Source organism: Acidaminococcus sp. CAG:542 (assembly GCF_000437815.1).
Lineage (GTDB): Bacteria > Bacillota > Negativicutes > Acidaminococcales > Acidaminococcaceae > Acidaminococcus.
Genome location: NZ_FR902075.1, coordinates 7,413 through 17,101, shown reverse-complemented (window position 1 = coordinate 17,101; position 9,689 = coordinate 7,413). Strand labels below are relative to the sequence as shown.

At 58.2% G+C, this 9,689-nt stretch carries 7 protein-coding genes; 1 reads left to right on the top strand and 6 read right to left on the bottom strand.

Translation table 11 applies throughout. The features are described 5' to 3' along the window. Positions 1–65: 65 nt before the first annotated feature. The 5 genes from QVO43_RS05795 to QVO43_RS05775 all read right to left on the bottom strand — a co-directional run bounded on the left by QVO43_RS05795 (position 66) and on the right by QVO43_RS05775 (position 6,580). Entirely contained in the window at positions 66–1,664 is a 1,599-nt protein-coding gene (locus tag QVO43_RS05795; protein WP_022487609.1) for a bifunctional metallophosphatase/5'-nucleotidase, read from the bottom strand. Between the two features lie 16 nt (positions 1,665–1,680). Continuing rightward, positions 1,681–2,781, bottom strand: coding sequence for a nucleoside hydrolase (locus QVO43_RS05790; RefSeq protein ID WP_022487608.1), 1,101 nt, complete (start codon positions 2,779–2,781; stop codon positions 1,681–1,683). A 211-nt stretch (positions 2,782–2,992) separates the two neighbouring features. Next, positions 2,993–3,610 carry a response regulator transcription factor gene (locus QVO43_RS05785; protein WP_022487607.1) on the bottom strand — a complete coding sequence of 206 codons (618 nt, stop codon included), beginning with the start codon at positions 3,608–3,610 and terminating at the stop codon, positions 2,993–2,995. Beyond that, on the bottom strand, positions 3,585–4,997 hold the full coding sequence (locus tag QVO43_RS05780; protein WP_022487606.1) for a sensor histidine kinase: 1,413 nt from the start codon (positions 4,995–4,997) through the stop codon (positions 3,585–3,587). Before QVO43_RS05780 ends, QVO43_RS05785 begins: the two co-directional genes overlap by 26 nt. Beyond that, the gene (locus QVO43_RS05775; RefSeq protein ID WP_022487605.1) at positions 4,991–6,580 is read right to left on the bottom strand and encodes a hypothetical protein; all 1,590 of its coding nucleotides are present in this window, start codon (positions 6,578–6,580) and stop codon (positions 4,991–4,993) included. Before QVO43_RS05775 ends, QVO43_RS05780 begins: the two co-directional genes overlap by 7 nt. 319 nt (positions 6,581–6,899) lie before the next feature. Here QVO43_RS05775 and QVO43_RS05770 point away from each other — a divergent pair, with 319 nt between their 5' ends. Further along, positions 6,900–8,357, top strand: coding sequence for a class I adenylate-forming enzyme family protein (locus QVO43_RS05770; protein WP_022487604.1), 1,458 nt, complete (start codon positions 6,900–6,902; stop codon positions 8,355–8,357). A gap of 89 nt (positions 8,358–8,446) precedes the next feature. Here QVO43_RS05770 and tyrS read toward each other — a convergent pair whose 3' ends face one another. After that, positions 8,447–9,673 (bottom strand): tyrosine--tRNA ligase, encoded by a 1,227-nt coding sequence (tyrS, locus tag QVO43_RS05765; protein ID WP_022487603.1) that lies wholly within the window; start codon positions 9,671–9,673, stop codon positions 8,447–8,449. Positions 9,674–9,689 lie beyond the last annotated feature (16 nt).

Sequence of the window (9,689 nt, the reverse complement as noted above, 5' to 3'; positions counted from 1 at the left end):
ACTAAAGTACAGGTTTTGGTAAAAAAGAAGTCAGACCCAGCCCCTTAAGGGCCGGGTCTGACTTCTTATTTCCTATTTACTTGAATCCGTCCCTGTCCTTCCGGCTTCCGATAGGCTTCGCTGACGCCCTGTTTCTGGACGTAATCAGCCAGGATTTCCACGTCGGACAGGCCCGGTTCCGCTACCAGGGTGGTGTCCCGGAACATGGTATAGCCGTTGCCGCCGTCACTGAGGATGTAGCTGGTCCCGGCCACCAGATAGTCTTCCGCCGGATCCAGGGGTTTGCCGCCGATCATCACCTGGCGGACCCTCCGTTCCCCTTCCACCCGGGCGAAATTTCCCTGGTCATCCAGTTTCACCGGCGAGGGGATGGCCGGATCGTAGACAAAGGTCAGCCCGGATACCTGGAGGAACCCGCCGTTTTCTTCCGGCGCATGGGATACACTCAGTTCCAGGGCATCCAGCAGCTGCTGGCCGGAAACGCTCCGGAGCACCGCCTGGTTCCCAAAGGGGAACAGTGTCAGAAGGGTCTTCCGGGTCCAGGCGCCCCGAGGCAGACCGGAACGGAAGGAGCCCCCGTTGATCAGGGCCGCATCCGCCTTGAAACAGGTCCGGAAAGCATCTGCGGCAAAATCCCCCAGATTGGTTTCCTTCTGGCGCACGGCCCGCTGGCCCTCCAGGGAATCCACCAGTTCTACAGAGGATTCTCCCACCTTCTGGGACAGAACCTTGTCCACTTTAGCCAGTTCTTTCCGTACCAGTGTCTCCACTTTGGGATCCGGTGCCGGCAGATTTCGGATCAGTTCGCCCCGGATGGTACCGTCATCTTCGATGACCATGCGTCCCAGGGTTTGGAGCTTGGTCCCGGTCTGGGCCACCGGGATCATTTTGCCCTTCCGGTCCGGGTAATACACTTCGTACTGTTCGTGGGAATGGCCGTCGATGAGCCCATCCACTCCCGTTACATGGGCCAGGAGCGCCCGGCTGCTCCACACGGGGATGGAGCCGTCGCTGCCCAGATGAGATACCAGGATCACCGTATCCGCCCCTTGTTCCCGGGCTTCCTCTACGGTATCCTGGACCTGTCTGTAAAGCTTTACCCCTTCCTTGTCCTCGCAGAACCCATAGATGAAACGGCCTTTCCCGTCCTGGAAGAACCGGGGCGTGGACGAAACCAGGGTACCGGGGGTGGTGACCCCGATAAGCGCCACCTTCCGTTCTTTAAAGGGAAAGATCCGGTAGGGCGCCAGCACCGGTTTCCCCGTATCCCGCCGGACGAAGTTGCAGCTGGTATACCCACACTTCAGCTTTTGGGCCAGGGACAGGAAATTGTCCATACCATAGTCGAATTCATGGTTGCCGGGAATGGCGAAATCATACCCGGCAGCGTTCAGGATCCGGACCATGGCCCGGCCGTCGGTGAGCTTCCCCAAAGGTTCCCCCTGGATGGCGTCCCCGGCGTCCAGGAGCAGGGTCTGGGGATTTTCCGCTTTCTGCTGCTTTTTATAGGCCGCCACCCGGGCCAGGGTGAGATTTTTGTCCACCCCGCAGTGGATGTCGTTGGTGTGGAGCAGCACCACCTGGGCCCAGGCCTGGAGGGGCATCAAAAGAGCCAGGAGAGCCGCAGAGGCACCGGCCCGGAAAAGTTTTTTGCGGTTGGTCATAGTTTTCTCCTTTTGGTTACAGCCGGTCGAAGACTTTTTCCACCATGGGCCACAGCCGGTCCTGGTCCACGGCAAAGACGATCCGGGCCTTCTGGGTCCCTTCCGGTCCGAAGCCCCGGTAGGCCATGGTATCTCCATAGCCCGGTCCCACCTGGTCATTCACATCCACCGGCAGGGTTTCTTCCCGGGTGATCACCTGGGGATCGATGACCACCGCAGCAGCCAGCACATCCCAGACATAACTGGAAAAGCCCGGATCCTGCTGGAACAGAGGTCCGGCCCAGTACTCCTTCCACATGGTGCGGGCCCAGGGCTGGGTGATTTTCCCTGTAAGCCGCTGGTATTCCTGCCGGCTCAATTTGGCCGTGTTGCACACATCCAAAGGCAGGAACACCTGTTCCGTCCAGGGTGCCCGGTACACTTTCCGGGCGGATTCCGGGTCGATCCACACATTGAATTCTCCATGGGGCATCACATTGCCTTCCACCATGAAGGCTCCGGCCATGTACACCACCCGTTTCACCAGCCCGGCAATGGCCGGATCCCGGTCCAGGGCCGCCGCCAGGTTGGCTCCGCTGCCAATGGCCACCAGGGTCACCTGACCGGGATTATTCCGGATGGTCCGCACAATGAAGTCTGCCGCCCTTTCCTTCCGGGGCTCCAGTTCCGGTTCCCGGTGGTACCGTTCCCGGTATACCTGCTGCCAGGAAGCCGGACGGGGATAGCCGGCGGCTCCTTTATGGCTGTCGAAATTCTGTCCGTACAGGCGTTTTTCTTCCGCCATATGGGCAAACCGGTCTTTCCGGGTGGGTTCATTCACCCCCATGAACACCGGGATATCCTTCCGTCCCATCCCTTCCAACTGACGGATGGCCGCTGCGGTGCCGGTTTCCACCCAGGTGTTCCCAAAGACGATGGTCACCCCTTCCAACTGGATGTTGGGGGCCTGGGCCAGCATCATCATGGCCACCCCGTCATCCAGCAGTTCCACCATATCCGTATCCAGGATCACCTTTTCCTTCTCAGCCGCCAGCCCCCGCCCCAAAGGGGCCAGGACCGCAAGCGCCAGGATCCCCACAATACGAAAGAATTTTCTGAAATCATTCTGTATCTTCATTATCTTCACCTCCTGTCTCCAGTATACCGGAAGAAGGAGATTTCCGCACTGTACTAAAGTACAGGGTTGAGAAAAATGGAGGGGTTTTGCACAAAAAGTACAACACCCCTCCATTTTGTCAGCTTGTTGCCCTTGTTCAAAGCCAGTTTACTGGCTTCCTTCGGCAGTTGACAGTTGACTGCTGACAGGGTCTGTTGCCCCAGCAACAGACCTACTCCCTCCCCGCATACCCTTTCTCTGCCGCTTCCACAGCCAGTCCCACCAGGCTTTTGTGGCCGGTTTTGCTGAGCATGTTGCTGATGTGGAAGCTGACGGTCCGGCGGGTCAGCTGCAGCCGGTCGGCGATTTCCTGATAGCTCAGGTTCTGGCAGACCAGGTGCAGGATCTGGATTTCCCGCTGGGTCAGGGTGGCGTTGTAAAATCCAAAGGTGGTCCGTTCCTGTACATCCGGGAACAGATGCTCCCCATCCATGGTACGGTGGATGCAGTCCACGAACTGGTCTGCAGCACTTTCTTTGTAGATGAAACTGTCCGCCCCCGCCTCCTGGGCCAGTTCCACAAAATGCACATCCTGGAAACCGGTCATGATGATGACTTTGATCTGGGGAAAATGCTTTTTGATCTTCCGGGTACATTCGATCCCGCTGGTCTTCCCTTCCATGCAGATATCCATCAGTACCACATGGGGCTTCAGCCGGCCGCAGGCTGTTTCCACCATTTCCGAAAAGGGCAGCTGCCCCACCACCTCCAGGTCTTCATACGGTTCCAGCAGCCTGGCCAGCCCATCCAGCAGGATTTTCTGGTCATCCACCAGCAGAATACGGATCATCGTTCGTCCCTTCCTTTTCTTCCATCCCAAAACGGATTTTCAGTATAAAATGAGGGGTCCCGGAAACGTCCAGTTTCCCGCCCCGGCTTTCCACTTTTTCCCGGATCCCGGTAAGCCCGCCTCCTGCCTGGACGGGTCCGGTGCAGCCCAGTCCATTGTCCTGGATCAGAAGGTTTTCTTCGTCCAGGACCAGAGCCACCTGGCTGGCCCGCCCATGGCAGACGGCATTGGTCAGGGCTTCCCGGATGATCTGCACATACAGTTCCCCTTTCCATTCCTCCTCCGGCAGATTTCCCCGCACGGTGACCAGTACCCCCAGCTTCCGGTACACAGAAACCAGTTCAGCCAGCCGCACCTGGGGTTTCACCCGGATTTCCTGCCGCACATCAGAAAGCATGTTGACCAAAAGGGGCATGATTCGCTGGTAATCGGCGAAATCCCTGTTGTTCAGCACCTGCTGGAGCAGGCTGATCCGCATCCCCATCAGGTCATGGATCCGGATCCGGATTTCCCGGAGGGTTTCCCGGCTCTGGATTTCCTGGACATGCTGGAGCAGTTCCTTCAGCTCAGCATTTTTCTTCTGCAGCTGCCGGTTCTGCTGGTCCAGGGACTGGTTCAGCCGCTGGAGTTCCGTGACATCACTGGCAGTCAGCTGCCAGTGGGACTGCCCCTGGAAATAGATCTTGACCCGCTGGAACAGCAGCCAGCGGCCGTCCGGCAGCCGGAAAAGCAGCCCTCTGCCCTGGTTTTCCCGATGCAGCCCGGGCCTGCGGACTTCCTGGAGCAGGTGCCACAGCATATTGCCGTTCCGGATCCCCACCCCCAGGACACTTTCCGTATACCGGAACAGGGCCCGGTTCATCAGCACCGGTTCGCCGCTAGCCAGCGAGATCAGGACCCCTTCCTCTAAAGAATCAATGGCTTCCTGGATGGAATACTCCGTGATCTGCATCCGTTTTTCCTGGATGGTTTCCGGCAGGAGATCCAGGGACCGCACCAGAAAAAGCCCCAGGGCCAGGCCCATCTCCCAGGGATAGCTCCCGTCGAAAAAGGGCAGGATCGCCATTCCGGCCAGGCACAGGGACAGACACCTGATTGAATCTCCCTGCTGCCACAGGGCCAGCACCAGGAGACTGCCGCCAAGGACCAGACGGAACCCCGTACCATAGGGCTCTTCCCGACCCAGCTGGATATCCTGGATCAGATCGCTTTCCAGGAGGATCAGGAGGACCAGGATCACCCCTTCCAGCGCTTTCCGGCGGCGAAACCGGAACCGGGGAAGGGGCTGGAGGAAATAGATCAGGAGGCTCTGGCTCATCAGCCCCACAAAGCCCAGCAGCACCAGCACCCGGTGGAACAGAGGTCCCAGCTTTACAAAATCTACCATGATCCGTCCCCCTTCTGGTGCTGAAGAACCAGACTGCTCCCGTATTCCAGTTCCCGGCAGAACAGGCCCCTGCCATAACGAGATTGATGCTGCGCCACAAATTCCCGGACCCAGGGCCGGGGATCCCAGAGCAGGGACAGCTCCCATCCCTTCTCACTTTCTTTGAAGCAGCAGATCTGGGAACTTTCCCCCTGGCGCACCGCCTCTTCCGAAGCCTCCTCCAGCAGCTGGAAGAAAGCCAGGGACGTTGTCACCGGCAGCTGCCCCTCCAGACGATCGTCCACCAGCGTCTTCAGTCCGGTCCGTTCCAGGTAATGGCAGAGTTCCCGGACCGCCAGCTGCAGTTCCCGGACCGGCAGGCTGTTGTCTTCCCGTCCCCGGAGCAGCAGGACACATTCTTTCTTCAAATAACAAGCCAGCACATTGAGCCGTGCCACCATCTGCCGGGTGCCCTCTCCTGGTTGGGCCTGCTCCAGGGCCCGGGCATACTGCAGGAAAAGGGGCCCTTTGCTCTGGAGTATGCCCTCCACTTCCTCATAAATCCGTTGCCGGGTCTGCTGATGGATCCGTTCCCGCCGGATCTTTTCCCAGTTCCGCCGCAGCCGGTAGACCCGCTGCAGGGTCTGGGCCGTCAGTTCCAGTTTTTTCTTTTTTTGGCGCAGTTCGCCCATGTCCTGGTACCATACCACCTGTCCCCCGGAAATGGGCATGGTCCTCCGCTGCCAGTCTCCGTCCGGAGGGACGGGCAATTGTTGGCACTGGTACACCGTCCGTCCCTGCCGGTCCAGGATGGTCAGCCCCAGGCGGGAATGGAGAAAGCAGTCCCGATACTGGCTGTTCCCCGGCAGCAGCCGGGACCGGAGCAGGGCTTCCATCCAGAGGAAACCGAAAAATGCCGTCCACAGGACCAGTTCACTCCGGAAGATCCAGGAAACCCGCAGGATATAGCCGGCAATGTATCCTCCGTACAGCAGGATGACCGTAAAGGGCTGCCACAGCCTCTCCAGACTGATTTTTTCCCGGAAAGCCCTCCAGCACAGCCACCCATTGGCCAGAAGCAGCTGGGCCAGATAACTGAACAGGATCAGGTAATACACAAAGCCATAGGTATAGATATCCTGGTGGGGATTGGTACTGGGCTGGATCTGGAACACCAGCTGATGCCAGTCATTGGTCAGGGCCAGCCCGGCTAAAAGAAGGTCAACAAGCAGCAGGCCCTGGAGCCAGCGGGGAAGAGCCCTGTCTTCCGGTCTCCGGTTGCTGGCATAGCTGATCCAGACCACCAGAAAAGCCAGCAGCCCCATGCAGGGATAATAGCCGTACCAGAGCAGGCGGGCCAGGGCAGCCCAGCCGGTAATCAGGGTCAGCCGCAGCAGCCGGATGGTCAGCCAGACCAGCCACACCCAGATGCTCCAGCCCACCGCCTCCCGGGCCCCCAGCTGGAAGATCCGTTCCCGGAGGGACCCACCCCACAGGATCACCCCGATCATTATGATCAGATACAATACAGGCAGAGGAATGCCAAACCGGGGTTCCTGCAGGAACGGCAGGAGCTCTGTCATTTCCTGTAAAAATTGCTCCATGGTCCCCTCCCTCCTGTCAAGCTAAGTGATTAGCATGACTTTTTCCTCATTATACCATGAAGGAAAGGGAAAGAAAAAGGGACTGCTGCCTGCGGTATGCGGCAACCAGTTTTTGCAGCATATTCAAAAATTTGCCTGCAAATTCAACATTTGGCTCCAGCCTTCAGGCTCCAGACTTAAGCCGCTATGCGTCTCTACGACTAGGGGGTTGTTGCACAGAACGTGCAACAACCCCATCCCGGCCTCCCTCTTCACTCTTCCCTATTTTCTTTTTTCACGGTACAATAGAAAGAGGAATCTGATAAAAGGAGGCCTTACCATGCTCGTCCACCATCTGTTGTCCTTTGGTGAACCGGACCGGCTGGCGGTCTTTGACCAGGGCCGTTCCTATACCTACCTGGATCTCCGTACTCTGGTCCGTCAATGCCGGAATGCCCTGTATGCCCAGGGGATCCGGCAGCAGACCCGTGTTGCCATTTTTTCCCGGAAAACCGTCCACTATATCGTTGCTTATCTGGCCCTGGCTTCCCTGGGCGCCATTGCCGTACCCATCAACAGCCAGCTGAGCCAGCGGGAAGTGGGATTCATCCTCCGGGATTCTGAGTCCAGTTTACTGCTCTATACCGGTAATCCTTTTGCCTGGAACGCCCTGGAAGCCACGGCGGATCTGGAGGGATCCATCCGCCAGCTGCCTCTGGACGGGTATCTGGACAGCCCGGCCCCGGAAGCGCCGTCTCTTTCGGAAACCTTCACGGACCAGGAGCCTTTCCTCATCATCTATACTTCCGGCACCACCGGCCGGCCCAAAGGGGCTCTGCTGTCCCACGCCAATGTGACCTGCAACGCCCGCCAGTTCCAGGAAATCCTCCGCATCACCCCAGAGGACCGGGTGCTGGCGGTGCTGCCCCTGTACCACTGTTTCTGCCTGATCACCGCCTTGATCAATCCACTGCTGGTGGGAGCCTCCCTCTTCCTGTATGACAGCGTGAACCTGAAGGACATTGTCCATTTCATCCGGGACCAGCAGCTGACGGTGCTGTACCTGGTGCCTTCCCTCTGTTCCCTGCTCATCCGCCGGGGACAGCCGGAGGACCTGACCTCCGTCCGGTACACCGTGGTGGGAGGCACCGCCATGCCGCTTTCCCTTCTCCAGGCTTTTGAAGCCCGGTACCATCAGCCCATCATTGAAGGATACGGCCTTTCGGAAGCTTCGCCGGTGGTGTCCGTCAATCCCCCGGAGAAGGTGAAAAGCGGCACCATTGGCCTGCCCCTGCCGGAGATCCAGGTGAAGGTGGTGGATCCGGAGGGACGGGAAATGCCCCAGGGCAGCCGGGGCGAACTGCTGGTCAAAGGACCCAATGTGATGCTGGGCTACTGGCATCTGCCGGAAGCCACGGCAGATGCCCTGGTGGACGGATGGCTCCACACAGGCGATGTGGTGGTGGAAGATCAGGACGGATACCTGCGGATCGTGGACCGTCTGAAGGACATGATCATCAGCATGGGGGAAAACATCTATCCCCGGGAAATCGAAGAACTGGTCTATGCCTACCCGGGCATCGACGAAGCGGCGGTCATCGGCATCCCGGACAAGCTCCGGGGCCAGGCCGGATGCTGCTTCTACACGGTCCGGGAAGGGGAAACCGTGGACCCCAGGGCCCTGAAAAAATACCTGCAGCAGAATCTGGCCATCTACAAAGTCCCCCGGGTATTCCGCCAGCTGGAAGCCATGCCCCACCTGGCAACGGGGAAAATCGCGAAGAAGGAACTTAGATGAAAAAGGAGTACTGCACATGAGCGTGCAGTACTCCTTTTTTGTCAGCTGACCGTTGACAGGGCTGTTGCTCACGCAACAGCCCCATTTTTTTATCCCCTTACCAACCGGTAGTACTTCTTCTTCCCCTTCCGGAGCAGCAGGCTTTCTTTGCCGTCGAACAGAGTGTCGTCCACAACGGTGTCCACGTCGGTGATCTTGGCATCTTCGATGGACAGGCCGTTCTGCTGCATCAGCCGGCGGCCTTCGCTCTTGGTGGCGATCACCTTGTTTTCTGCCAGGAGATCCAGCAGACGGCAGCCCCATTCGTCCTTCCGGACGGTGATGGTGGGCACATTGTCCATGTTGCTGCCAGAACCGAACAACGCTTCCGTGGCGTTTTTCGCCTTTTCCGCTTCTGCTTCCCCATGGACGATCTTGGTCACCTCGTAGGCCAATACCTTCTTGGCTTCGTTGATTTCCGCACCCTGGAGAGCCCCCAGCCGCCGGACTTCATCCATGGGCAGGAAAGTCAGCAGCGCCAGGCATTTTTCCACATCCGCATCGTCGATATTCCGCCAGTACTGGTAGAAATCGTAAGGAGAGAATTTCTCCGGATCCAGCCACACAGCGCCGCCTACGGTCTTGCCCATTTTCTGGCCCTGGCTGTTGGTCAGAAGAGTGTTGGTCATGCAGTAGGCAGGCTGGCGGTCCTTCCGGCGGATCAATTCCACCCCGGCGATCATGTTGGACCACTGGTCGTCCCCGCCCAGTTCCATGACGCAGTTGTATTTCTTGTGCAGGGTATAGAAGTCATAGGCCTGCATGATCATGTAGTTCATTTCGAAGAAGGTCAGCCCGTTGTCGCTGGCCAGACGGGTTTTGTAGCAGTCAGCGGCCAGCATCCGGTTCACGGAGAAATGGACCCCTACGCTCCGGAGCATGTCCACATAGTTCAGCTTCAGCAGCCAGTCGGCGTTGTTGGCTACAATGGCCTTCCCTTCGGACAGGTCGATGAACCGGCCGATCTGTTTCTTGAAGCATTCGATATTGTGGTTGATGAATTCCGGGGTAAGCATCTTCCGCATTTCATTCTTGCCGCTGGGGTCTCCAACCATACCGGTGCCCCCGCCCAGCAGGATAATGGGACGGTGGCCGGCCCGCTGCATATGGGCCATGACCATCAGGGCGATGAAGTGACCAACATGGAGGCTGTCCGCAGTAGGGTCAAAGCCAATATAGAAAGTGATCTTTTCCTTTCCCAGCAGTTCTCTGATTTCATCCGGGTGGGACATCTGTTTCAGGTATCCCCGTTCTTCCAGTACATCCAATACGTTCATGGAACATCCTCCTGTA

What these genes read in the sequence shown, in the direction of transcription:
- QVO43_RS05795 (WP_022487609.1), bottom strand. Translation starts at nt 1,664, where the DNA reads ATGACCAACCGCAAAAAACTTTTCCGGGCCGGTGCCTCTGCGGCTCTC.
- QVO43_RS05790 (WP_022487608.1), bottom strand. Translation starts at nt 2,781, where the DNA reads ATGAAGATACAGAATGATTTCAGAAAATTCTTTCGTATTGTGGGGATC.
- QVO43_RS05785 (WP_022487607.1), bottom strand. Translation starts at nt 3,610, where the DNA reads ATGATCCGTATTCTGCTGGTGGATGACCAGAAAATCCTGCTGGATGGG.
- QVO43_RS05780 (WP_022487606.1), bottom strand. Translation starts at nt 4,997, where the DNA reads ATGGTAGATTTTGTAAAGCTGGGACCTCTGTTCCACCGGGTGCTGGTG.
- QVO43_RS05775 (WP_022487605.1), bottom strand. Translation starts at nt 6,580, where the DNA reads ATGGAGCAATTTTTACAGGAAATGACAGAGCTCCTGCCGTTCCTGCAG.
- QVO43_RS05770 (WP_022487604.1), top strand. Translation starts at nt 6,900, where the DNA reads ATGCTCGTCCACCATCTGTTGTCCTTTGGTGAACCGGACCGGCTGGCG.
- tyrS (WP_022487603.1), bottom strand. Translation starts at nt 9,673, where the DNA reads ATGAACGTATTGGATGTACTGGAAGAACGGGGATACCTGAAACAGATG.